Below are 23,728 nucleotides of genomic sequence, written 5' to 3'. Positions count from 1 at the left end.
AAGTGATGTTACCTGTAATTCTAAGAATATTATTTCCTAAATAGTTTTATTTGCTGTATTCTTTAATGTTTTTTCTAATTTATCCAGTCTCTCATAAGAGGAATTATTGCTTATAAATTCCGGTATCAAGTCTTTCAATTTTGCCACTACTTTGTCATTTTTTAACTTATGAGCTGATTTTATAATAGTAGAAACTTTTTCATTAATACGTTCATAATCCTGAACTTTATCCACTCCTATCATTATTTTCTTATGGTGAGTGGGGAGGGTTTTACTCTCCTTATTAAGCAATTCCTCATAGAGTTTCTCTCCTGGCCTTAGACCAGGTAATTTTAATTTTTATATGCTTATTAGGAATATAGCCTGCAAGTTTAATCATCTTAATAGCCAGATCCATAATTTTTACTGGTTCTCCCATGTCAAACACAAAGATCTCTCCACCTTTACCCATGGTACCAGCCTCTAAAACAAGTTGGCAAGCTTCAGGAATAGTCATAAAATACCTAATAATGTCCGGATGAGTGATAGTAATAGGACCTCCTTTCTCAATTTGCTTTCTAAACAAAGGAACTACCGAACCATTGGAACCTAAAACATTACCAAACCTTGTTGTAATAAATCTTGTAGGGTTCTCTTTCTTTACAATTTCACTGTGAAAAAGGGATTGTACATACATTTCCGCAGCCCTTTTACTAGCTCCCATAACATTACTGGGATTTACAGCTTTGTCTGTTGACACCATAACAAAATGTCCAACATTGTATTTCACAGATAAGTCTGCGAGATTTTTAGTTCCATTAATATTTACAAAAACTGCCTCGTGAGGATTCTCTTCCATTAACGGGACATGTTTATAAGCAGCTGCGTGATAGACAACATCTATATCTTGTTTCTGAAACATTAATTCCAGTCTTCTTTGGTTATTTACATCACAAATTATTGCTTTATAACTTAAGCCCGGAAACTTGGATTCAACTTCTAATTGTAAATTGTGCAGTGGTGTCTCTGCCTGATCCAGAAGCAATAACTTCTTTGGATTATAGTAAGCTACCTGTCTTACTATTTCGCTACCTATAGATCCGGCAGCACCTAAGTTACTAAAATAGTTTTACCAGTAAGTTGTGCTTCTTTGTTTGCCTTGTCTAATTGAATTGGCTCACGCTCCAGTAAATCTTCTATTTGCAACGTTTTTACCTGTTGAGCCAAAGGTTTATCTTCTCCCTGGTAATATGACACTATTGGAGCGTTGTAAACTTTAATGTCATTTTCCAAACAATTTTCAACGATAGCAAATTTTTCTTCTGATGTGAAATTATCTTCTGAGAGAATAACGGCAGACGCTCTGAGAGCACGAACCTGAGAGTGGAGAGTATCGGAATAATGAACAACGGGTTTATCTAAAATTCTTATGCTTCGGTGATGTTTGCCTTTTGTGAGAAACCCTACAATTTTAAATCTTCTTGGATGTTCAATATCTAACGCCCCGGCGATGGAAATCGCATTAGAATCCGCCCCTAAAATTACTGCTCTTATTAATACTTCATTCTTATGTGCAATCTTAAAAAACTCGTAGACTTGTTTTACCCCGAGTCTAAATAGAAATAGCAGCGAGAAAGAAATCCATAGATTTATTAAGAGTCCTCCAATAAGGTATATTTTTTCACCTATAACGATAAAAGTGATATAATTGATAAGGACAAGAGTAAGAAAAGAAGAAGTAGTTGCCAATAATAGCTTTAAAGCATCTATGTTCGAAGAATATCTAATTATTCCTGCATAAGTTTTAAATACAAAAAAGTAAAAGATATTAACCAAAATCCCCAGGACTATTTTAGAAGGAAAGTCTAGAGTGGTATAGTAATTTGGAGTAAGATCAATAATTATGAGGACTGTTAAAACAGAGGATATAAGCACCAGGAATATATCTATAAGAAATATTACCCACCGCGGTAAATATTTCATATTTCGCAAATCCAAAGAACTATCTTCTCCGTTTAAACTAAACTTAAGGGCGTTTTTAAAGCGATTCCCCATATATGATTTTTAATTAATCTATTATCCTAATACCCTTTTTATAACTTCAGAAATCCGGTTCCTATCACTGTCATTAAGATTGGATCCTGAAGGCAAACATAATCCAGTTGTGAAGGCTTTTTCACAAACACCATTCCCAAAATATGGAGCACCTGCAAAAATGGGCTGTAAATGCATAGGCTTCCAAAGAGGACGGCTTTCGATATTTTCATATTCAAAGGCCAATCTTAAATCTTCCCTGGATATTCCTCCCGTCTTTGATTCGTCAACTAAGATCACAGAAAGCCAATGATTGCTATAGTAATTTTCGTTAGGTTCCTCTAGAAGTGTAATACCTTTAAACTCCTTAAAAATATCTTTATAAAATTCGTTCATTTTTCGGCGATTGGCAACGTGTTCATCCAAAACCTCCATTTGCCCCCTTCCAATACCTGCGGAAATATTACTCAACCTGTAGTTATATCCAATATGGCTATGTTGGTAATGGGGCGCTTCATCCCTTGCCTGAGTCGCCAGAAAAACCGCTTTTTGCTTTTGTTCATTACGCTTTGCCACCAGTGCACCTCCACCAGATGTAGTAATTATTTTATTTCCGTTAAATGACAGTATTCCTATATCCCCAAAAGTACCACATTTTTGACCTTTAAAAGAACTACCTAAAGCTTCTGCACTATCTTCTACTATTGGAATATTATATTTTCGAGCTACTTCATGTACCTCATCAATTTTATAGGGCATTCCATATAAATGAACGGCAATTATCGCTTTTACATTTTTACCTAATGCAATTCGATTTTTTATCGCCTCTTCCAGGTGATAAGGAGATAAATTATAAGTTTCAGATTCACTATCTACAAAGACCTAGTGTGGCTCCCAAATAGGCAATTGGGTTAGCAGATGCCGCAAAGGTCATACTTTGGCAAATTACATCATCACCAGCCTTGACTCCTAATAATACCAATGCTAAATGCAAAGCAGCAGTTCCGGAACTTAATGCCGCAACAAATACTTTTTCAGGTTCAATATGCTGACCTTCACCTTCATTAAAAAGATAATTTTCAATATCTTTCTCAAACCCACTCACGTTGGGGCCTAAAGGTGCAATCCAGTTTTCCTGAAATGCTTCATTTATGTATTTTTGTTCTGTCCCCCCCATATGAGGTGAGGATAACCAGATTTTACTTTTTGCCATAAATTTTTTTATAAATATTTTTCTTCAGGATTTCTCTTTTTAATTGGTTTAGCTAAGTATACCAAAAGCTACATAATAATCTTCTATGTCTTTGTTAACCAGCGAATTTCCACCAATGACACAGTAATCACCTATACTCTTGTAGTGTAGAATGGAGGCACCTATTCCTATAGCTGTACAATCGCCAATAGACACCCTACCTCCTGTAGTAACCCCGGGACTCATACTAGAAAAGTTTCCTATTGTGGAATCATGATCGAGTGAACATTTTGTCGCTAAAAAACAATGATCCCCTATTTTACAATTATTGTTTACAATAACTCCAGCCATAAAAACACAACCAGAACCAATTTCTACTTTTTTACCAAAAATTACTGAGGGATGAATAGCGTTTATAAACGTAAAATTTTGAACAGATTTTTCTATTTCCTGTTGCAATCTCTTTCTTGTAAAATTATCTCCTATAGCAATAACGCCTCCAACGATTTGCATATCCTCGATTAATTTTGGAAGATCATTTAAATATCCCAATACCGGATATCCACCAAACTCTTCTCCCACAGGTAGGTTTTTATCCAGTATTCCGGAAATTTCATATTTCCCTTCCTGTTCAATAATATCAATAGTATACCTACAATGGTCTGAAGCTCCAATTAGAATAATTTTTTTCATATCTTCGAATTAATTATTGCCATTAAAAGGTTCTGTTGTGGCCATATTGGCAGTATTTATTCCTTCTGAAATAACAACTTTTCTAACAGTTTTCCATAATATTTTTAAATCCAGAAAGAAGGAGAGATTCTCCACATACCAAACATCATATTCAAATTTTTGTCTCCAACTTATAGCATTTCTTCCATTAACCTGAGCCCATCCTGTAATACCCGGCTTTACCAGATGCCTTTTTTTCTGCCTGGAATTATACAGAGGCAAATACTGAGGCAACAGAGGCCTCGGTCCAACAAAACTCATTTCACCTTTGATTACATTCAAAAGTTGAGGAACTTCATCAATGGAAGTCTTTCTAACAAATTTACCTACACTTGTTAACCGCTCTGCATCGGGTAATAAACAGCCATTCCTATCCTTCGCATCGGTCATAGTTTTAAACTTTATAATTTTGAAAATATTTCCATTCTTTCCAGGCCTGTTTTGGAAAAAAAAGGGTTTACCATTATTTGCAAAAGCTAATAAAATTAGGATCACCAATAACACAGGACTTAAAACTAATAATCCTGCAAAAGCCATAATAAAATCCATCCCAGGTTTAAAAAAGTTTTTATACATCCTAAATTACAACCGTTCAAGAGGAACGAATTTTTTATTTTTACCGGGTGCAAAAGTACAAAACCTATTCTTAAGTTTATCTTAATCTTAGGAATGCAAATTCAATTCCTTTATTAAACCCTCATATTCCTCTTTTAAGAGCAGCCAAAACTGTTCCCGATCATAATTCTCCCGAATTTCTGCTCTTGCCTTTGATGCAAGTTCCAACCTCAAAGATGGATTTTTAATTAGCGTTTTCATTGACTCAAAAAGTGCATTTTTATCTTTGACTGGTATTATGATTCCATTTTTTCCCGTCTCAATAATTTCGTTACATCCATTAATGTTACTTACAATAGATGGTAAGCCCATTGCTCCTGCTTGCATAACAACATTAGGAAAACCTTCCCTGTAGCTTGGAAAAGTGAGAATATGGCTTATTTCGAGATATGGACGAACATCTGGTTGATATCCGGTAAAAAAGATTTTTGTGTGTTCATTAATAGTTTGCAAAGTAGTTGGAGTCAAGGGATCTAACTCCTCTTCAAAAGGCCCCACCAGAAGCAGCGAGATGTCCTTAAATGTTTGTTGAAGTTCATCAAAAGCTGCAACAAGTTCATTTATTCCTTTTTCTGAAACCAGCCGACCAATAAAAATAAAAATTAGATCATTTTCCGGAATTCTAAGTTTTTCTAAAAGAATTTCTCTTTCACAGTTTTCTTGTTTTTTACTATTAAAATATTTGAGATCTATTCCATTTGAACTACCCTTACCAAGAACTTTAATTTTTTCAATTCCGGCGAAACCTTCAGCTAAAATAATATCTTTCAAACCATAAGAATTAGGATAAATTCGAGTGGCTAAGTTATATGTTTTTTTTTCGACCAAATTGAGCAACTTCCTTTTTGAACCTAGTTGTTTCGAGCAATGGGAGACCTGCGACAGTATGAAGGCGAATAGGTACACGAGCTAATTTAGCTGCAAGCATACCAACAATTCCTGCTTTAGGGGTGTGAGTATGGACTATAGTAGGACGCTCCTTCCGAAAGAATTTGTAGAGGCTAAAAACTGCCTTTAAATCCTTTAAAGGTGTTATGGCCCTCGTCAAATCGACACAAAATGTTTTCACATGGTTATCTCTACCGTACTTCTCAAGCCGCTCTTTTTCTGCCGAAACAGCGGTCACCTCATAAAATTGATTCATATAAGTTAGTTGACCTTCCAATAATTTTTCCAGGGAAAGTGGAATAGTAGTCATTCGAACTAGTTTATGCATATATAAACGATTGATAGGGAGCAAAAGTAGTTTATAATTCTATTATTAAGAAAAACCTCTCTTATCCTTAGTCAATAAGAGGAGGTTTATAAAAAAGGCCGCCTGGAAAGGCAGCCTCATTATTTTAGTTGACTACTAATTAAGGAACAACTGTCAAAGTAAGTACTACAGAATCCTGACACTCATTTTGGCCAATTGTAAGTGTAGTTTGGTAAACACCAACGGGAGATGCAGCGAAATTTGCAATTAACTCATCAATTGAAGGACTAAAAGTATATGGAAGGCCTTGGATTTGAACACCTGGAGATAGCATTCTAAAGAAAATTTGCTCTACACTTCCATAGGTAGAGCCCTGAGTACGGGCAGCTTTTACGGTCAAGGTTTTAGCACCATCTTCTCCGGCATTTACTTAAGCACACAAGTAGGAGTGTTTTGATTATCCTGAATCACTCTCACTGTTAATTCTACTGAATCTGTACATTCTCCCTCACTTAAGGTATAAGTGGTGGTAAAATCTCCAAGACTGTGAGCCTGGAAGCTATTTATTAATTCCTGAATACCAGGATCAAAAGTACCAAGGCGTGAAACTCCAGGGGCTAATAAACTTAAATAAAGTTTTCTTACTTCATCCCAACTAGGAATGGCTGCGGCTACAGATTCTTCCAGAATAATCATATTATCTGGACCTGCATCTACTGTTGAGCAATTAGGAGTATCTTCAACAACAGTAACTGTAAGATTGACAGTATCTGAACAATCCCCTTCTACAATGGTATAAGTTGTGGTAAAATCTCCAAGTCGTTGATTTTGAAATTGACTATTAATATTAGCGATGGATGGGTCAAAAGTACCCTGTCTACTCACACCTTCATCAAGTAAACTTAAGTACAACTTTCTCACCTCATCCCAGCTTGGAATTTCTAATGCCTCCGACTCTGTTAACGTAATAGAATTATCTGCTCCTGCACTTAAACTACAGGGACTGTCGAGGGTTTTACGAACTTTTATGGTAAGATCCACAGAGTCTGAACATTCACCATCTATAATGGTGTAAGTGGTGGTGAAATCTCCAATACTCTGTTCTTGGAACTGAGAAATTATTTCATCAATTGAAGGGGTGAATTTACCATACTTTGTCACACCGGGAGCTAGTAAAGTTTGATACAATTTTCTTACCTCATCCCAACTTGGAATTGCTGCAGCTTCAGATTCTAAAATCGTCAAAGAATTATCTGGACTTAAGCATCTAAATAGGCACATTCCTTCGAAGTGTCGAAGGTGGAGTTTATAAACATGGGAGATCCATTCTGATAGATTTCTTCATTATCCACCGAACAGGATGCAAAGCAAAAACTTAGTACGAGCAAAAGTAATTTTTTATTCATGATTCTATAGATTAGGTTATTACCTAATGAAAATACAGAATGTCAAAGCCATTAGTGAGAGGGGAAATTGACTTTTCGATGTAATTAATCTTAAAATCGTTAAGCGATACTTACTCTTTAATTTTTCCTACAATTATCTTAATTTTTACTGTAGAAAATTTCCCCAACTATTTGTTAATAATTTTAAAAAAAAGAATTTTTTAAACTAAGGTTCTGGTTTTAGTTAAACTTGTATTTATTTTCAGCCTTGGAAAGAGAAACAAAAAAATATTTAGAAATCCTGAATTGATTTTATTTATGTAGAATCAGGCACTTAGTCATATAACAGATAAAGCGATTCAGAAAGGAATAAGGAATACTCTATAAGGCATAAATTAAAACAGGTATTTAATCTTATCTTTGTTACTACCCAGAAGAAGAAAAATAATGCAGAAAAAAAAGCTGATTATCTATGGCATAGGAAGGTTTGCTAGATACGCTGCCTATGTTTTTAACACCGATAGTTCATATATTGTGGATAGTTATAGTGTTGAATCCTCACTTATTGAAAATAAAAGTGATTTTTTTGATTCCAGTCTGGAATATACACCCTTTGAACAATTAAACCAGGTAAAGTCACCTCAGGAACATCTTTTATTCATTTCAGTAGGTAATAATCTGGTAAGGGAAAGGCTCTACTTAGCTGCCAAACAACAGGGATTTGAGCTCGCTACTTATATTTCTTCAAAAGCTTCTACCTGGCCAAATCTCGATGTAGGGGAAAACTGTTTTATAGGAGAAGGTTCCGTATTACAACCCTTTGTTAAAGTAGGCTCTAATAGTATACTTCTATCTTCTAGATTGGGACATCACACTGAAGTAGGTCAACATACATTATTAAGTGGAACTTTATTAGCAGGTAACGTAAAAGTAGGAGATTACTCTTTGCTTGGATTAAATTCCGCTATTATGGAAAATATTAAGATTGGAGCAAGAAACATTCTAGGAATGGGAACAGTAATAACTTCAGACACTGAAGACAACGCAATTTACACAGCTCCTGCTTCTGTAAAAAGATCAACAACCTTTCAGGAATTTTACCGGGACCTGCTTTAAAGTAAAAACGAGCATGACGTTTTCAGAATTTAAATTTAGGTATGAAAAAAAGGAGGTAGAGAGAATTCCCTCTAAAACTCCCGAAAAACCATTACTAAGTATATGTATTCAAACTTATAACCATTCTAATTATTTGCGCAGGTGTTTAGATTCAATTCTAAATCAAGAGGTAAATTTTGATTTTGAAATTCTTATTGGGGAAGATGATTCTAGTGACAGTACCCGGGAATTGTGCCTCAAGTATGCTGAAAAATTTCCGGATATTATCAGACTCTTTCTACACAACAGGGAGAACCAAATTTCTATTTTAGGAAGGCCTTCTTCTAACTTTAATGCCTTCTATAATTTATTTTCTGCAAAAGGGAAATATATAGCTACTTGTGATGGAGATGATTATTGGGATGATCCTTTAAAAGCTCAAAAACAGGTTGATTTTTTAGAAAATAATCCACATTATTTCTTTTCATATCATTCTTATAAAGAAGTCGATAAAGAGGGAAACCTCTTCGCAGATCCTCAATCCCTGATACAACCCAAAGAAGATATAAGTGCAGAAGTCCTGAAAAAAGGTGAGAGCCATCCTTTACTTCTTACTATCTGCTTCAGAAATAAAATTAGAGAAATTCCCGAAGAGATTCTTACTGTATTAAACGTTGATACATTTTTATTGAGTCTTTTCGGCCAACATGGAGGAGCTAAATATCTTTCGGAAATAAAGCCAGCTTATTATCGCAAACATGGGGAAGGGATATGGAGCAGTCAAATAAAAAAAGTAAAATTTTTATCCAAAATTAGAACCTTTAGAAAACTCACTGATTACTACAGCCGCATTGAAGAGCCGGAAATGAAGAAGCATTATCAACAAAAACTTCAAAAAATCTTTAAAATGTATATAGTAATGTTATTAAGAAAGGGAGAATTTAGAGAGGCATTTGAAGCAACTTTGCAAATGAGAAAAATAATTAATCTCTATCCTTAATTGAGAATTTCTTTATAGAAGCGTTCATAGGTTTGGCTTATCTTTTTTATTTTAAAATTCTCTTCAGCGTGACGATAAGATTTTTCTAAAATCTTGGACCAATCATTTATTTCTCTTGCTTTAATCATTTTATGCGCCATGGCTTCAATATCACCAGGTGGAAAAAAAGTGCTCCATTTTTCATAAAACATTCGCGATTCTCAGGAATATCTGAAACTATTGTTGGCTTTTTTGCTATAATAGCTTCTAGTAATGCTCCAGGTAATCCTTCAAAATATGAAGGAAAAACAAAAAAATCAGTCACAGCTAATAATTCAGGAATATCCTCTCTATAGCCTAAGAGATGAACGTTATTTTGAAGATTATAAAAGGCGATTTTCTTTTCAAGCTCAGCCCGCAAAGGACCTTCTCCGGCAATATATAGTTGATTTTCTGGATATTGCTCCAATAAAATTTTAAAAGCTTGCAAAAGGTCTAATTGTCCTTTACTTCTAATTAATCTACCTACATTTAAAAATATTTTTTTATTTCCAGGATTAAGCTCCTTTCGAATTCTTTCTACGTTTTCTGATGATATTTTATAATCCTTAAAGGATCTTCCCCTATAGATAACCTTAACTTTTTCCTCAGGAATTCCAAGTGCTTTTACATTGGTTTTCTTTATTGCTTTTGAATTACAAATAAAATAATCAACTTTACTGGTGGAGAACCTATCTCTGCATTGCGTGGTAAAAAGTTTTAACTGGGATAGAAAAGACATTTCCAAATATCTTTGCTTTCCATAGGAATTGCTCACTAAACTTCCTACCAAGGGTATATCTGGAAAAATTCTTTTAAGTTTCCTGGCAACCATATCTGCCCTAAAAAGTGTAGATTGAATAATATCTGGTTTTTCCTTTCTATAATTGCAGGTATTTTCTTAAGAGCGAGTTTGTAGCCGTATGCTGAAGAAATATTTAAGGAATATACTCCTATTCCTGCTTTTGTTAACACCGATTTCAATTTATCACCGTTGTATAAATGAATAAAAACAGGAGTCACTTCTTCCATATTTACTGCTATTTGTACAATACTTTTTTCTGCACCATAGCCTTCTAACGTGTCAATTAGGTACAGTACCTTCATTTAAATAAATTTAGGAAAAGAACCTTTAGAGCTTTTAGATTCCAAGGGGTGCAATACCAGGAGTTCCGGTAATATTCCAATGCAGATGTTTTATTATCGGTTTTTTCCAATATGAAGCCAATTAAATAATTCATTGTAGCTCTGGCAGGAGGATCTTTTTTGTATTTTTCCTTATGTTTTTCAAATTGATGAAGATGAGAATTTAATCTATTGCTAAAAGAGTTACTCGTTCTAGTTGTAGTATCTATAGTATATTTTAAAAAAACTTCTTTAATATATTTTGTTTTTAAATTCTCTTTTTGTGATATTCTTAATCCCAGTTCATAATTTTCACCAAATGTCATTAAAGGATCATACCCCCCAAAATTCCAAAACATTTTCTTTCTGTAACAAACACTTCCGGCTAAAAACGTTCCGTAAAGTTTGTTATACATCTTCCCTAAGTTAAGTGGTTTTCGTTTGGAAATTTTTCCATTAATCACTTGAATTACGTCCCAAAATATAAGATCGAAATTAAGAAAATCATTTTGGTACAATTTATTAATTAATTCCGGAAAAAGGACATCATCGGAATCCAGAAAAATTAAATACTTACCAGCTGCAACTTTGGCATAAGTGTTTCTTGCAATTGAAACGCCAAGGTTTTCCTGAAAAAAATAATTAATGCGTCTATCTACTAAATAGGGATGAATCACTTGTGAAGTCTCATCCGTAGAACCATCATCTACCACTATTAGCTCCCAGCGTGGGTCTGTTTGTGCAATAACACTGTCTATAGCATTTGTAACTTCATTGGCCCTATTATAAGTAGGAATAATAAATGAAATATCAAAGTCAAAGTTTCTTGTTGGATAATTCTTCACCCCTTATTCAATTCTGTAAAAATGTTTGCTTATACCACTTTTGGAAGCAGAAAAAGGTCCATACCCTAAACGTATTATCTTCTTTCCCGCTTAAGTGGTTATTTACCATATCTGAAATTTTGACCAATTGAAAAATATTTTGAAATTTTATAAATTCAGGTTCTATATAAGATTTCAATTCAGAGGATAAATGGCCACGCAACCAGTCTCCTACAGGCACGCCAAAGCCTTGTTTAGATTTATCTAAAAAACCTTCAGGAAAATATCGTTTAAACGATTCTTTAAGTAAATATTTCTTATTCCAACCCTTCATTAAATAATCTTCAGGCAATTGGGCAGTAAAATTCCATAATTTCTTATTTAAAAAAGGTGCTCTACTTTCAAGGGAGGTTAGCATACTGGTTCTATCCACTTTGACTAACATATCTCCTTCTAAGCTTATTATCTTATCGATATTCCTAAAATCGGAAAGTGTTTTATTCTGGTCTCCAATTTGTTCTTTATAATGTCTAAGACTATTATCCTGAAAGTGACCATTCCCTAAAATTTTCTCTAATTCTTCAGACTGATAACCCAGGGAGATAATGTTATAGTAAAAATTATTTTCATAATTAATGGCGCTCAACATCTTTTTCAACTTAAACCGTTTTCCACGTTTATCGTGACTTGTTGAAAGAATGGAATTGGTCAATGATTTTAAATTAGCGTGCAGGAACTCTGGCACTAAACTGGTATACCTTGCATTTAGCTCTCCCATATAGTATTTGTTGTATCCTCCAAAAACTTCATCTCCACCGTCTCCCGTCAATGCCACCTTAACATGCTGCCTCGTTTTATGTGCAACGAGATAAGTGGGTAAAGAGGAAGAGTCCGCAAAAGGTTCATCAAAATTGAGAAGAATATTATCAATGTTGTTTTTGAGATCATCTACAGAAATAATAAATTCATGATGGCGACTGTTGATTATCTTAGCCACGGTACGAGACTTATCTGATTCATCAAAAGATTTTTTCTCAAATCCCACGGAGAAAGTATCTATAGGTGTAGCTGTTTGTTGTGCCAGTGCAAGGGAAACTATTGAAGAATCAACCCCTCCTGATAGAAAGGTTCCAAGAGGAACATCTGCAATTGAACGCGTCTTTACACTTTCATTCACATACTCATGAGTTTTTTCTTTAGCATCTTCAAATGAAATATTTGGATCAACCTCTTTAGAAAATTCCTGATCTATAACTTTTACACTAAACGATAAATCCTTACTGTCAATTTCTAAAAATTTGTTGGCTTCCAGTTTACAAATATCTTCATAGATCGTAAAAGGTGCCGGAATGTATGTGAGTTGGAAATAAAGATTTAGCCCGGTTTTAGATATAGCTGGTTTTTTTTTCGATACAGAAATTAAAGACTTTAATTCTGAAGCCCAAATAATTTGATCTTTTGTTTTAGAATAATATAACGGCTTTTCCCCGAAAAAGTCCCGGGCAATAAAGACCTTATTAATGTTCTCGTCATAAATACTAAAGGCGAACATCCCATCTAACATTTTAAAAGCAGCAGTATGAAATTTCTCGTATAAGCGCAAAATCACCTCAGTATCCGAGGTAGTTTTAAAAGTTACGCCCTCTTTTAAGAGCATCTCTTTGAGAGTGGGATAGTTATATATTTCTCCATTAAAGACAATAGTTATTTTTCCATCATTTGATTGCATAGGTTGTTTTCCTGTGCTAAGATCAATGATTGAGAGTCTTCTCATGGCCATTCCTACTTTGACACTCCCCTTCTCTTTTACAAAAAATCCATCCTCATCTGGACCACGATGAATTATTTCCTGATTCATTCTGGAAAGCACTCTTGAAATGTCTAAGTTTTGTTGTTGATCCTTCAGTAATAATCCGTTAATTCCACACATAAAGAAATAAGCTTTAAAGGCAGGCAAATGTAATTTAAACTTACTTAGCTACTCTGAGGTTTTATGATTTATAGATGATTTTTCCTATCCCTTCCATGTTTTCTGATAAAAATTCATACCGGGAATGTAAGTAACTATAATGTTTTAGAATAAATTCTAAATCTTCTAAACTTTGCCGGGGCTGTTCCCCAAAATTATGTGGATGCCACCATAGATGGTAATATTCCCTATTTTTTGCCGCAATTTCTAGTTCCTGCATGATCCTTTGTAATTTAGCCTTTCTTAAAATTTCGTTACTCTCAACAGGTCTTAAAAATCGGCTTGCCTTCTGTTGGAGTGGAAGGTCCTTTACCTTTTTTAAATCTTTTCTGGAATAACTTTTCTTACCTAGTGGTGCATAAGCGTCCCCTGTGCGAGCAATTTTTGTAAAAAGCGAATTTGAATTTGAATCCTTCCAATACCATGAGGAAGGGTTAGAGCGAACATTTGTAACACCTAAGCCTTGACAAATTTCAAGGTAATCTGGTTTAAGCTGATTTCGAGGAAAAACAAGAGAACTCATTTTTAAATCAAACTTATCAGCCATTGAAATAGCTGTTTTAATATCCCATGAAAATTCATCTTTAGTTTGGCCGGGTTCAAGACAATAGTAATGTGAATAGGTATGTGTTGCTATTTCCTGCCCTGAAAAATCAGATATTAATTTTATCAGGTCAGGCGCAAAACAAAGTTCTTCAGTTCTTCTAGATTTAACGCTTTTTCCAAATTCATAGGCAGAGAGATTTTGATTATTGTATTTTGGTATTAATGTAGGAATATTTTGCTCCCACTCTTCCCAATTTTGATTAAACAACATACCTACAGTTGCCCAGGTAGCCTTGATTTTATACTTCTTAAATAAATCCAGTATTTTAGGAATAGTCCTCCTTGTATTTTCAAAGTATTCTCTCTTTTTATTGAAATCAACAACATCAAAAACTCCCCATAAAAGTTCAAAATCTAAAGAAATTATTAACCCCCCGTTGTCCTTTTTTTCTTTATTTATCTTCATATTATTCTGTGGCAAGTTGCTGCTGTTTTTCCTTTTCATTCAATTCTCTTCTAAGACGTAGCTTTCTTATCTTTAAAATCTTGTCGTACTTCTTTTGAGCCAGGTAGTAATAAATTACAAAGAAAAGAAAATACATTACCATAGACTTTTGTCTCATAATTATACCCAGGTTTGACATTACAAATGTCATTGCAAAAGAAGTCATAAAAAATATTACAAAACTCATTTTTACCAGGGAGGGAGACTTCATTATAAACTTAATAAAGTCCATTTTCAAAATTTTAAAAAAAAGTAGTAAGTACAGAAGATTTTCAAAAGATGTTATAATTCCCAGCATACTGGGCGCATCTATAAATAAAGGCCTAAACCAGAAGGTAAAAAGTTTGAAAGGAATAGAATAAGAAGACATATCTACTCCAGATCCTGAAGAACTTAAATCCTCTGCTCTTTTTTCTGTTGTTGCTTCAAAATCTTCAATAATATTTTCAGAATTTTCTAGCCCTAAAACTCCCAAAATTTGATCTTGTGCAAGAATTAATACTCCAGTCATTGAAACAAAAATCATGGCTTTTTTCCAAAATGCTATTTTTTCCTGGCCACTCATATATCCTAAAATTGTCCCTACAGCAACAAACATAAAAACGTGTGGACGAATGTGAAAAATTATTATTGAAGCTAAAATAAGGAGCACAATTCGAGATTTAGGATTAATTATGGCATAGGTAAACATCATTAAACCTAAAAAAATTGGAGCACCCTTCCCTAACGAGGCCGTCCAGAAATGCATATTTGGAAAGAAAAGAATAAGGGTAAAAAGATCTAGCTTTTTAAAAACTTTAATGTTCAGGGGAATCTTTTCCCGAAAAAAAAGATAAGCATATACAAATCCCAGGTAACCAAACCAGGCAAAGGTTAACATGAGCATTTCATAAGAAAACCCTAGTTTGTAAAATGGGTAAGAAAAAAAGTTTATAAATAAGGTGTCCGTACCAAATAGATCAAACCAGGAGCCAGTGTGTGTGCTCACGTCACGATAATACCTAAGAGAATCGGATGGGTTATTGGATGCATACCAACTATAAATACCATAAAAAACCAGATGGTATAAATATAACAGGTCCATCTTTTTAGTATCAAAAAACTTATGTTTTGTTTGATATGCGCGAAAGATCCCCTTATTAATGAGATAAAATATAACAATTAAAACAATTACTCCTACCATTCCTAAAACAATTCAAGGTCTCCAAGGCTGTACCTCCAATTTTCAATAGTTCTCAAAAATTCATATTCTTCCTCATCAAGATCTAATCTTCTCAAAGTAAGTACCGGACCAAAGCTGCCCACGATTGAAAACGGTAAGTTAAGAAACAAATTTGGTGAATATGAGACAACCTGCACTCCAAATTTCTTACTCCACTCATTAATTTTCTGTTTTATTTCTCTTTCAGTTTTTTTGTTTTGTTTAAAAATGCATTCAGCAATTCTTAATTCTTTTATTTTTCCCCTGTTTTTAACATAACCAGCTAAATAAAAGGAAGAATTTGAAAATACCTGATAATGTTGTAATGGATTGCTTTCATACCTCCAGAACAAATATTTTGCAGATTTTGGTGTAAAGATTTTACCCTGTTTTTTGAGGTCTACATTCCACTCATTATAAAGTGTGTCGACTGCCCCTGAAGAGGTCTTGGAAATTTGATAATTCGCAGGTGAACTATTAAATTTCCAGAAGGAATTAAGAGCGGGTTTAATGGCAACTTTAATCTTCCCGGTCTCGATCCATCCCATTTTTAAATAACCTGGTTTACTTTTCTCATTGGGAGTATTAAAGACAAATCCGTCTCCATTTTCCACGGCCGTTTCTACTGCATTCAGTGTAAGTTTTTTAAATATACCCCTCCCCTGAAATTCAGGATGAGTGGCCGTGTCTACCGCCCTAAATGCTGAATATTTTTTAAAACCTATACACCATTCCCATTTCATAAACGCCCGTACTCCAGCAATTCTACCTTCTTCTTCGGCAATAAAAATCAACGATGGACCAAATGGATTATTTACATGCTTAAAATCCCAAATTTCCCGGGAAAGAGGCAAATCTGCCTCTCCAAGGCTGGCTTTTAACACTGATACGATTTCGGGAAGATCCTGGGATGTAGCCTGTCTAATATGCATTGCAATTATTTTGTTTTTACTGTTCGCCCCGAATAAACATCTGTATAAGTAGTTTCTAAATCTTTGACCATTGACGCTAAACTGAAGGAGTTCTCTACCCGCTTCCTGGCCGCACTCTGCAGCTCTTTTCTTTTAAAGGGATCCTCCACAACACTTAAAGCCAATTCTCCTAAAGATTTCCAGTCATTTACTTCACACAAAAGACCATCTTTTCCTTCTCTCACTGCTTCCACAACTCCCCCTGCCTTAGTAGAAACGACAGCACATTCCATACTCATGGCTTCCAGAAGGGCTATAGGTAGTCCTTCAAAAATAGAGCTCATCATAAAGATATCCATTGCAGAAAAATAAGAAACCGTATCGGTTTGTAAACCAGCAAGGAAAACTTTTTTCTCAAGATTTAGCTCTCGTATAAGTTGGATTATTTCATTTTCCTTAGGTCCTGCACCTACAACAATTCCATAAACAGCAGGATTTTTTTGACTTACCAAATGAAATGCTCTTATCCAGCTAAGTTAAATTTTTTTGTTCTCTAAAAACTGCAATATTACCAATAACTACTGCAGTATCGGGAATGTTATACTCTTTTCTAATTCTATTTCTACTTTCATTCTTTCTGGTAAAACGAGTTGTATTAACTCCATTTAAAACAGTTTTTACTGTATTTTAGGATTAATATTTTCTTTTATTGATCTTGTTACATCTTTAGATACTCCCAGTGCAATTGTCTGTTGGTTAAAGGTAGCTCTATTTAAATATTTAGTGGCAAAATGATAACGCTCCTGAATATTATGTTCAGTATATATTACCTAGTATTTTTGTTTTTTTGTGCACAATACGACCTAAGAACCCAGACCAGGGTAAGTGGCAGTGGATAAGATCTATTTGCTCATCACGGCAGTACTTCACAACATCCTTATACCTTGCAAGAAGTTTAATATTATTGGAAGCAGGGAAACAATGAACTTTACCACCCGCTCTTTGGATTTCCTTTACCATTTGATCCTTCCATGGCAGGAAAAAAATATAATGAAAATCGAATCTTTCCTGATTGTGCAGTTTTAGTGTTTCTGGCAGTAACATTTCAGCTCCACCACGTCCCAGAGACTTGATAATGTGCAGTAATTTTATTCTTTGCATTAAATCTACAGATAAGTCCAGCAAAATTAACGCATTTGTATAAGGTCACAAGATTTTAAGAGAATTTTAGTGCTGCGAACTTTTATAGGTATTTATATATAAAATTTGTTACCTCTGCAGGAGTTGTTTATAGGCTTCTATAAAATGTGTAGTAATAAAATCATTCATAAAACCAGCCTTTACCATTTGATGAGCCGTGTCTATTCGTGTTTGAGAGGGATTTCTTAAAACTTCTATTGTTGCATTAGCAAAAAGATTTTCATCATTTAAGGGTATTAAAGCACCTGTATCAGGATTTACAATTTCCTCTATCCCTCCTACATCGTATGCAACGACCGGAGTTTTACAGTACATCGCCTCGATTAACACTCCCGGAAGACCTTCAATAATACTTGGCAAAACTAAAACATCTGCAGCCTTAATGTAACTTAATGGATTTGTAACAAAACCATAAAAGCTTATTTTATCAAAAAGTCCCAATTTCTCCGCTTTATTTTCAATCTCTTTTCTTAAAGGTCCATCACCTATTAAATGAAGATGTACTTTCATTTTAGATGCCTGGATAATTTTAAAAATTTTGAGAAGTCCCTTGTGATTTTTTTCAAAGCTGAATCCGCCTACGTGAACAATATGCTTTGTATTATAAGGTTTTAGATTTATTACATGAATATCTTCATCCTTTTCCAGTCCTACAGTAATTACAGAGGTTTTATTTTTTAAAAATGGAAAAATATTAAGAATATCCTTTTCTGATGCTTTAGAGACCGATATAATCTGATCTACCTTTTTGTACAGGAAAGAGTTTAACAATTTCTGTGGAAACGAGCGAATATACCTTCCAACTTCACTTGCATTTCTTACAACAATAGGAGCGTCCCAACGAAATATTACTTTAGAAAAAACAGAATACTTTAAAGTGTCCCCTGCATTTGCCTGCACAATATCAGGCTGGAAGGAATCAATAATATTTGCAAGTCGTTTCCACGCACCAAAATCATAGAGACGGTTTTTTAAGTTTGCACCCAAAGCAATAATTTCTCCGGAAAAATTGAGTTCCGCATCCCCGTCATAGATTGAAACTATAAGCACGTCGTGCCCCAATTTCTTTATATGATTTGATAACTGACACGCAAACGTCTCGGCTCCTCTATTTTGGCGTGTTTGAATGAGTTGAAGAACTTTCAATACTAAATAAATTATCAATTTTTAAAAAATCTGTGGAACCAGAAGGCCAAAAATTTTTGTAGGTCAAAAATAGAAAAAATAAACTTATAATGTAGGAAGTAGCTTTTCATGAAGCACAAAATTTTCTAAAATTTTATATAAAACTCTAAAGTTTAAAAAGTAAATTTCCCGCACCGGGCATACATTCTTAGGTATCTTTAATTTTTTTTAAATTTGCCGTCAAAAAACATGCAAAGAAGCTTTCTCACCAAATTACAAAGAGCGCCTAGGGCGATTTACCTAAAAGCGAGAATAGTTAAAAATTGGTTACTCTTTAAGATATCAAAAGATTGGGTAATCCTGGACAGAATAAGTCATAGTGTAAGGCTAAGCAATTTGGAAGATGACTGGTTGCAACGTTGGCAAAAATGTCGCAATAGGTTATGATGTATATTATGATGTTCATAATGCCAACTTAATTCATCTTGAAGATGATGTATGGGTTGCCGCCAGATGTTTAATTTTTTGTCACAAGAGAGACCTAACTACTTATCACAAAGGGGATGTTTATAATGACTTAGGATATAATAAAATGCTTAGTAGTTCTCAAAAAGGGTTGTGTTGTTGGAATGGGATCCATAGTAATGCCAGGTGTAACAATTGGAGAAGGAGCTATTATTGGCGCAGGCTCTCTCGTAATTAAGGATATTCCTGCCTGGACAATAGCCGTAGGAAATCCCGCAAAAGTTGTAAAAGAATTAACCGAAAGATCAGTTCAATAAATTAGTTATTGAAGCATAGTCTCCAATTCTCTGTTATATATTATTCAATAAGATGATTTTTTCTCTTCGCTCAATTTAATATAAAGCTGAAGAAGTTTGTTGTTATTTTCAGATTCCTGAAACTTCTCTTTATAATTAATATAACTTTTCCTTCCAAAATTGCTTCTCTCTTTTGGATTCTCTAGATAGAATTTTAGAGCCTCGGCAATGGATTTTACGTTATGAACATCAAAAAATTTTGCATTCTGATTTTCATTTACTACCTCCTGAAGAACTAGGTATATTATTACAGGCAATGGGAAGACTTAAGCAGCCTGTGCTTCAATTAATGCTCCTCCAAGACCTTCATAGAGGGATGGAAAAATGAAAATATCAGATTCTAATAGGCGTTCGGGAATATTTGTACTATAACCTTCGAAAGTAACATATTCTCCCAGGTTTCGTGTTTCCACAAAATCTTTTAAAACAGGAGTTACTGTTCCTTCTCTACCGTAAATTCTAATTTTAAAACTATAACCTTCCTCTTTTAAAATTTTTGCTGCCTCGAGCAGGAATATCTGACCTTTTTGAAATTCATGTCTTCCAACATTAATAAAATTAACTTCCTTATTGGGCAGTTCAATTCTATCTGCAAAATTTGAAAGGATAGGTTTCCTACCTCTAAAAATTACAGTAATTTTTTCAGGATTCAGTCCCAATTCATTAATATAATGTGTTTTTACGGTCTCCGTTATACTATGAAAATGATCAACTCCTTTTCGAGCCGTTACTTTATCACAGAATTTAAAAAATTTTAAAGCAGTCTGATTCACTTTTTTATCCAGTTTTCTTTCCTTGGAATAGGTAGTATTGACCAAACTTTCCAGGTGGATAAAATTTGTTATAAACTTTGCACATCGTGTTCTCAAATTGGAACGAAAAAGTATACTATGCACAAGACTGAACTTCTCCTTCTTAATTATTTGAGCAAGTAGTCGTACTTCTCCCAAAAATCCTCTCTTTTCTAAGAAAGAAATCTTGTAACCTTTTTGTAGCATTCGGGTTTGAACCCCTACATTCCTTTTATCTAGAACAATAATTTGAAATGGAATATCCTTTTCATAAAGATAATCGCATAATACCTCTGTTGATCTTTCAGCACCTCCTGAACCCAGGCTGTCTATTATTATGAGTATTTTCAATTTATTATTTGACACTTTATACTGCTTCCTTAACTAACTTTGTATATAATTGAAGAAGTTTCTCATTGTTAACTTTCTCCTGAAACTTTTCGTGAAAATTTTGAAGACTTTTTTTTCCGTACTCTTCCCTCTTATCAGGATTTAAGATAAAAAACTTTAAAGCCTCTACAATTGAATTAACATCATTTACATCAAAAAATTTGGCGTTTTGATCCTTAATAACAACTTCATGGAGCACAGGAATATTGTTGCAAACAATGGGCAAACCAGCAGCCTGAGCTTCTATTAATGCCCCTCCTAAACCTTCATAATGTGATGGAAAAGCGAATACATCGGAATTTAAAAGATGCTGCTGTATAGTACTGGTGTATTTTTCAAGAGAGACATACTCCTCCAGAGCATTATTTTGAATAAATGCTTTTAAATCAGGTGTTACTGTTCCTTCTCTACCAAAAATCTTCAGATGAAAATATAATTTTTCTTCTTTGAGAATCTTCACCGCCTGTAACAGGTAGATCTGTCCCTTTTGAAATTCGTGTCTACCAACATTAATAAGTTGGACTTTTTTTCCTTCCCGTTCAGGTCTGTCTTTAAAGTGAATAAGAATTGGTTTTCTACCACGTGGAATGACAGTGATTTTTTTAGGATTTAAACCTAATTCCTCTACATAATGTTCTTTTACAGTTTCTGTTATACTATGAAAATGATTTACTTTTGACGCCGAAGCCTTGTCGAGCATCTTGTAAAATTTAAGCGCAATTTGATTTACTTTTTTATCCTTTAACCTAGTCTCAGAATAGGTTGTATTCACTAAACTTTCAATATAATTAAAATTATTTAAACCCTTGGCAAATCTTGCACGAAGGTTAGACCTAAATAAAATACTATGAACGAGATTAAAATTGCCCTTTTCAATAATTTTTCGGAATGACTGTACTTCAGAAAGAAAATTACTTTTAGGCAGCAATTTTATAATATAGCCCTTCTCCTTCATTTTTTCCTGAGGTCCTATATTACTTTCATCCAAAATTAAAACTTCAAAGTAAATTCCCTCTTTATATAAGTAATCGCAAATTACTTCAGTAGATTTTTCAGCGCCTCCAGCACCTAAACTATCAATAAATATAAGTATTTTCAATATAAATTTTTTACAAAATTGTTATATAAAGCGGGATGCAATCCAGAAACCTTCACTTGAAACTCCTCGAGTGGAATATTTGTATCTACCCGAATACGTGAAATTCGCAATGGATTAATTTTATTTTTATTTAATTTATGATCGAAAAGGAAGGCCATTTTTATTCCTTTTTCCTTAAGCACTTCCTCTACTTTCAAATCAAAATTTCCATTAGGATAAGCAAAAATTTTATCTTTAAATCCCATAGAATTTAGAATTGAAATTGATTTACTTATCTCCTCCCTGACATTTTCTGCAGAACATTGGTCTAACATAGGATGTGTATGAGAATGGTTAGCTATATCCACCCCAGACTCCTTCATTTTGTTTAGTTGACTTTCGTTAAGCTGGACCCGAGTAATGGGAGGTTTTGAAGAGTTTTTTCTAAGTTCTTCGAGATAAGCCACTCTATCTTCGTTTTTCCAATTCTTCACTTCCCAGGATTTTTCAAACCCTTTTTCTTTACCTAAATAATATCGAATTTCTTCCCACCAAAAAGGTTTCTCGGTATTTATGAGGTCTGTTATCACAAAGCATACAGATGGTATAGAAAATTTTTCAAGCAGAGGAACACCTTTCTGCCATACCGAAAGGTCTCCATCATCAAATGTAATTAATAAAGGATTTTTTGGAAGTTTACGTCCTTCGAAAAAATGTTCGTTCAAAACATTAACATCAATAATTGAAAAATTTTTACTCAAATATTGCAACTGCGCAGTGAAGTTGGAAATATCTTCTACTCCGTGATAAGCCAGAACTCTCAGTTTATCAGAATTCAACTGAGTATAAAGTTTTGAAAAAATAAATAAAGATTTATAAATAAGAGATCTCATATAAATTGAGTAAAAAACTTTTTAAAACTAATTTTTAAAAATGTATAATAATTAGGTTTTATTAAAGTACTTTAAATAAAATAATTTGAAGTACTTTAATTTAAAAGAGTCTAAGATCAACTTGAATATTTTTAACTTTCTCCTTTTGGACGCGCTTTTAAAATTGCTTAGACTTTCTTCAATAAAATCTTTTCCCTCTCCTATAGATTTATGAAATGCTATTAAAGAAGCTGCATTTTTCACAAAACTTAAATGAGCATCGGGTTCTGCAATGAGCCAATCTCTATATTTAGTATACTGCATTTTCAAGGACCTCACTGCACTGTCTGGATTATACATCCTGTCCCCACTGTGGTGATGGTATAAAACAAGGTGTTCAGGCACAAAGTCTAGTGTGTATTTTCTGCAAATTCGCACAGCAATATCCCAATCCACCGCTGCAGGCATTTGAGGATCAAAATATGTGTTTTCACCTTTAATAATGGAAGAGGGAATCATCATAAAAGGAGACCCTACTCCTATACTTTTTCGTTTTGCCAATAAACTTTTATAATAGTCCTCTCTTTTGATTGGCATTCTCCTATTGTATTCTATTCCATCTCTATGATCAATCGCGCCACAAGAAACTATACCAAGATTGGGAATTTTTGTATTCAGAAAAACTTTTACCTGCTTTTCGATTTTAGTAGGATCATATTCATCATCCGAATCAAGAAAGGTTATGTAATCTCCAGTACAAATTTTCATACCTTCATTTCTAGCACCACTACAGCCCTGATTCTTTTCTAATTTTAGATATTTTATTCTTTCATCCCGGGATATATAGGATTTTACCACCTCTTCAGTATTATCGGTAGATTTATCATCTATAACCATCAACTCCCAATTTTGGTAGGTTTGATTCATAATACTTTCAATAGCCCTCCCTATACAATAACCTCTATTATAGGTGGCCATCATTACCGAAACTTTTTTGGAATTGTTAATCATTCTCTTTTTATTCATTAATTCGATTGCATCAAAAGTTTTTTAAGTACTCAAAAGCAGTAAAGATACTTCATTTTCCTACAAATCTGAAGCGTCTTATTTAATGGTAAACCAGCA

At 33.9% G+C, this 23,728-nt stretch carries 25 protein-coding genes and 2 pseudogenes; 3 read left to right on the top strand and 24 right to left on the bottom strand.

The window, feature by feature from the left end; translation table 11 throughout:
• Positions 1 to 36: 36 nt before the first annotated feature.
• From LZ575_RS00590 to LZ575_RS00560, 8 genes and pseudogenes are all read right to left on the bottom strand, one after another.
• Positions 37 to 2,034: pseudogene (locus tag LZ575_RS00590) on the bottom strand (polysaccharide biosynthesis protein).
• A gap of 21 nt (positions 2,035 to 2,055) precedes the next feature.
• A pseudogene (locus LZ575_RS00585) lies at positions 2,056 to 3,226 on the bottom strand (DegT/DnrJ/EryC1/StrS family aminotransferase).
• 48 nt (positions 3,227 to 3,274) lie between these two features.
• The gene (locus tag LZ575_RS00580) at positions 3,275 to 3,898 is read right to left on the bottom strand and encodes an acetyltransferase (RefSeq protein WP_235327614.1); all 624 of its coding nucleotides are present in this window, start codon (positions 3,896 to 3,898) and stop codon (positions 3,275 to 3,277) included.
• A gap of 9 nt (positions 3,899 to 3,907) precedes the next feature.
• Positions 3,908 to 4,513: a sugar transferase gene (locus tag LZ575_RS00575; RefSeq protein WP_235327612.1), complete on the bottom strand. Its 606-nt coding sequence runs from the start codon at positions 4,511 to 4,513 to the stop codon at positions 3,908 to 3,910.
• An 87-nt stretch (positions 4,514 to 4,600) separates the two neighbouring features.
• A complete protein-coding gene (locus LZ575_RS23045; protein ID WP_311195914.1) occupies positions 4,601 to 5,323 on the bottom strand; it encodes a glycosyltransferase in 723 nt (240 codons plus the stop codon).
• Between the two features lie 34 nt (positions 5,324 to 5,357).
• Positions 5,358 to 5,750, bottom strand: a complete 393-nt coding sequence (locus LZ575_RS23040; RefSeq protein WP_311195913.1) for a glycosyltransferase — start codon at positions 5,748 to 5,750, stop codon at positions 5,358 to 5,360.
• A gap of 157 nt (positions 5,751 to 5,907) precedes the next feature.
• The gene (locus tag LZ575_RS00565; RefSeq protein ID WP_235327610.1) at positions 5,908 to 6,147 is read right to left on the bottom strand and encodes a hypothetical protein; all 240 of its coding nucleotides are present in this window, start codon (positions 6,145 to 6,147) and stop codon (positions 5,908 to 5,910) included.
• A gap of 26 nt (positions 6,148 to 6,173) precedes the next feature.
• Positions 6,174 to 6,992: a hypothetical protein gene (locus tag LZ575_RS00560; RefSeq protein ID WP_235327608.1), complete on the bottom strand. Its 819-nt coding sequence runs from the start codon at positions 6,990 to 6,992 to the stop codon at positions 6,174 to 6,176.
• Between the two features lie 587 nt (positions 6,993 to 7,579).
• On the opposite strand from LZ575_RS00560, the gene LZ575_RS00555 reads away from it, so the two are divergent.
• Complete coding sequence (locus tag LZ575_RS00555; protein WP_235327606.1) at positions 7,580 to 8,248, top strand: acetyltransferase; 669 nt, start codon at positions 7,580 to 7,582, stop codon at positions 8,246 to 8,248.
• A gap of 13 nt (positions 8,249 to 8,261) precedes the next feature.
• Complete coding sequence (locus LZ575_RS00550) at positions 8,262 to 9,227, top strand: glycosyltransferase (protein WP_235327604.1); 966 nt, start codon at positions 8,262 to 8,264, stop codon at positions 9,225 to 9,227.
• Here the strand turns inward: LZ575_RS00550 and LZ575_RS22160 are convergent.
• The 11 genes from LZ575_RS22160 to LZ575_RS00500 all read right to left on the bottom strand — a co-directional run bounded on the left by LZ575_RS22160 (position 9,224) and on the right by LZ575_RS00500 (position 18,690).
• Positions 9,224 to 9,355 (bottom strand): hypothetical protein, encoded by a 132-nt coding sequence (locus tag LZ575_RS22160; RefSeq protein ID WP_255702718.1) that lies wholly within the window; start codon positions 9,353 to 9,355, stop codon positions 9,224 to 9,226. The genes LZ575_RS00550 and LZ575_RS22160 overlap by 4 nt on opposite strands.
• Positions 9,352 to 10,080, bottom strand: coding sequence for a glycosyltransferase (locus tag LZ575_RS00545; RefSeq protein ID WP_235327602.1), 729 nt, complete (start codon positions 10,078 to 10,080; stop codon positions 9,352 to 9,354). Before LZ575_RS00545 ends, LZ575_RS22160 begins: the two co-directional genes overlap by 4 nt.
• A complete protein-coding gene (locus tag LZ575_RS00540; RefSeq protein WP_235327600.1) occupies positions 10,032 to 10,352 on the bottom strand; it encodes a hypothetical protein in 321 nt (106 codons plus the stop codon). The genes LZ575_RS00545 and LZ575_RS00540 overlap by 49 nt, the downstream gene beginning before the upstream one ends.
• Positions 10,349 to 11,215 carry a glycosyltransferase family A protein gene (locus LZ575_RS00535; protein WP_235327598.1) on the bottom strand — a complete coding sequence of 289 codons (867 nt, stop codon included), beginning with the start codon at positions 11,213 to 11,215 and terminating at the stop codon, positions 10,349 to 10,351. The genes LZ575_RS00540 and LZ575_RS00535 overlap by 4 nt, the downstream gene beginning before the upstream one ends.
• Before the next feature lie 7 nt (positions 11,216 to 11,222).
• Positions 11,223 to 13,124 (bottom strand): asparagine synthase (glutamine-hydrolyzing), encoded by a 1,902-nt coding sequence (gene asnB, locus LZ575_RS00530; protein WP_235327595.1) that lies wholly within the window; start codon positions 13,122 to 13,124, stop codon positions 11,223 to 11,225.
• 61 nt (positions 13,125 to 13,185) lie between these two features.
• Complete coding sequence (locus tag LZ575_RS00525) at positions 13,186 to 14,214, bottom strand: polysaccharide deacetylase family protein (protein WP_235327593.1); 1,029 nt, start codon at positions 14,212 to 14,214, stop codon at positions 13,186 to 13,188.
• Positions 14,177 to 15,397 carry a hypothetical protein gene (locus LZ575_RS00520; protein ID WP_235327591.1) on the bottom strand — a complete coding sequence of 407 codons (1,221 nt, stop codon included), beginning with the start codon at positions 15,395 to 15,397 and terminating at the stop codon, positions 14,177 to 14,179. Before LZ575_RS00520 ends, LZ575_RS00525 begins: the two co-directional genes overlap by 38 nt.
• Positions 15,398 to 15,399: 2 nt before the next feature.
• A complete protein-coding gene (locus LZ575_RS00515) occupies positions 15,400 to 16,347 on the bottom strand; it encodes a GNAT family N-acetyltransferase (RefSeq protein WP_235327589.1) in 948 nt (315 codons plus the stop codon).
• Between the two features lie 5 nt (positions 16,348 to 16,352).
• Complete coding sequence (locus tag LZ575_RS00510) at positions 16,353 to 16,838, bottom strand: glycosyltransferase (protein WP_235327587.1); 486 nt, start codon at positions 16,836 to 16,838, stop codon at positions 16,353 to 16,355.
• Between the two features lie 304 nt (positions 16,839 to 17,142).
• A complete protein-coding gene (locus LZ575_RS00505; RefSeq protein WP_235327585.1) occupies positions 17,143 to 17,511 on the bottom strand; it encodes a glycosyltransferase in 369 nt (122 codons plus the stop codon).
• A gap of 84 nt (positions 17,512 to 17,595) precedes the next feature.
• The gene (locus LZ575_RS00500; RefSeq protein WP_235327583.1) at positions 17,596 to 18,690 is read right to left on the bottom strand and encodes a glycosyltransferase; all 1,095 of its coding nucleotides are present in this window, start codon (positions 18,688 to 18,690) and stop codon (positions 17,596 to 17,598) included.
• Between the two features lie 605 nt (positions 18,691 to 19,295).
• Between LZ575_RS00500 and LZ575_RS00495 the strand changes: the two genes are divergently transcribed.
• Positions 19,296 to 19,433 (top strand): hypothetical protein, encoded by a 138-nt coding sequence (locus LZ575_RS00495; protein WP_235327580.1) that lies wholly within the window; start codon positions 19,296 to 19,298, stop codon positions 19,431 to 19,433.
• Between the two features lie 44 nt (positions 19,434 to 19,477).
• Here the strand turns inward: LZ575_RS00495 and LZ575_RS00490 are convergent, their stop codons facing one another.
• The 5 genes from LZ575_RS00490 to LZ575_RS00470 all read right to left on the bottom strand — a co-directional run bounded on the left by LZ575_RS00490 (position 19,478) and on the right by LZ575_RS00470 (position 23,629).
• Positions 19,478 to 19,729 (bottom strand): glycosyltransferase, encoded by a 252-nt coding sequence (locus tag LZ575_RS00490; RefSeq protein ID WP_235327578.1) that lies wholly within the window; start codon positions 19,727 to 19,729, stop codon positions 19,478 to 19,480.
• A 9-nt stretch (positions 19,730 to 19,738) separates the two neighbouring features.
• Entirely contained in the window at positions 19,739 to 20,614 is an 876-nt protein-coding gene (locus LZ575_RS00485) for a glycosyltransferase (RefSeq protein WP_235327576.1), read from the bottom strand.
• 16 nt (positions 20,615 to 20,630) lie between these two features.
• Positions 20,631 to 21,752, bottom strand: coding sequence for a glycosyltransferase family 4 protein (locus LZ575_RS00480; protein WP_235327573.1), 1,122 nt, complete (start codon positions 21,750 to 21,752; stop codon positions 20,631 to 20,633).
• Complete coding sequence (locus LZ575_RS00475; RefSeq protein WP_235327571.1) at positions 21,749 to 22,570, bottom strand: polysaccharide deacetylase family protein; 822 nt, start codon at positions 22,568 to 22,570, stop codon at positions 21,749 to 21,751. Before LZ575_RS00475 ends, LZ575_RS00480 begins: the two co-directional genes overlap by 4 nt.
• Before the next feature lie 105 nt (positions 22,571 to 22,675).
• On the bottom strand, positions 22,676 to 23,629 hold the full coding sequence (locus LZ575_RS00470; protein WP_235327568.1) for a glycosyltransferase family 2 protein: 954 nt from the start codon (positions 23,627 to 23,629) through the stop codon (positions 22,676 to 22,678).
• Between the last annotated feature and the right edge of the window lie 99 nt (positions 23,630 to 23,728).

This window comes from Antarcticibacterium sp. 1MA-6-2 (genome assembly GCF_021535135.1).
GTDB lineage: Bacteria > Bacteroidota > Bacteroidia > Flavobacteriales > Flavobacteriaceae > Gillisia.
This window is presented reverse-complemented; position numbering and strand designations above follow the sequence as displayed.